This window comes from Benzoatithermus flavus, from assembly GCF_037908215.1.
GTDB lineage: Bacteria > Pseudomonadota > Alphaproteobacteria > Geminicoccales > Geminicoccaceae > Benzoatithermus > Benzoatithermus flavus.
In genome coordinates this window covers 1-668 of sequence record NZ_JBBLZC010000097.1, presented here as the reverse complement: position 1 = coordinate 668, position 668 = coordinate 1, and the positions used below count along the sequence as shown (strand labels likewise).

Annotated in this window: 1 protein-coding gene and 2 rRNA genes; 2 read left to right on the top strand and 1 reads right to left on the bottom strand. The window is 48.4% G+C overall.

All coding sequences use genetic code 11. The features are described 5' to 3' along the window. Together U1T56_RS24265 and rrf are read left to right on the top strand one after the other, a co-directional pair. A 23S ribosomal RNA gene (locus tag U1T56_RS24265) occupies positions 1 to 117 on the top strand; the annotation flags it as partial. 85 nt (positions 118 to 202) lie between these two features. Continuing rightward, positions 203 to 319, top strand: a 5S ribosomal RNA gene (gene rrf, locus U1T56_RS24260). 104 nt (positions 320 to 423) lie between these two features. On the opposite strand, the gene U1T56_RS24255 is transcribed toward rrf, so the two are convergent. Next, positions 424 to 668: YaaC family protein (locus U1T56_RS24255; protein WP_418162053.1), on the bottom strand; the 245-nt coding region annotated here is incomplete at its 5' end.

Sequence of the window (668 nt, the reverse complement as noted above, 5' to 3'; positions counted from 1 at the left end):
AGATTTCCCATTCGTAAGAAGTAAGATCCCTGAAAGATGATAAGGTAGATAGGTTCGAGGTGGAAGCATGGCGACATGTGGAGCTGACGAATACTAATCGATCGAGGACTTAACCAAGTCAAACTTGGTGATTCTCGGCAATACGCTTTGGTGGCGCGCAGAATTTAGTTTTGAAAGAACAAGGTTCTTTTCAAACTTATAGTCTGGTGGCGATAGCGAGAAGGTCACACCCGTTCCCATCCCGAACACGGCAGTTAAGCCCTCCAGCGCCGATGGTAGTTGGGGCCAGCGCCCCTGCAAGAGTAGGTCGCTGCTAGGCGGAAAACAGAGCACCCCATTGTGCATGACGCGCAATGGGGTGCTTTTTATCAACCCGCGCTGGGAAGCCTTTACTCCCGCGTGTTCGTGCAGGTGGGAGAGCATTCAATCATTTGGCTTGGCCCAAAACTTATGCATTAAATATTCGTTTAGCAGCAGGGGCACTTTGTCCGCCGATATGGAAAGAAATTGAAGAATAAAAATGTACGCCTTGCTTGAGTAAGAGTGAAGAAGTTCGCTCCACCACTCTGTTTCGTAGCGGGAGATCATGCTCAAATTGTACAGCAGCAAATAATGGGCATGGATTTCCGGGAGCGCAAAGATTTTTTCCTTCTTCGTTGGGATATGGT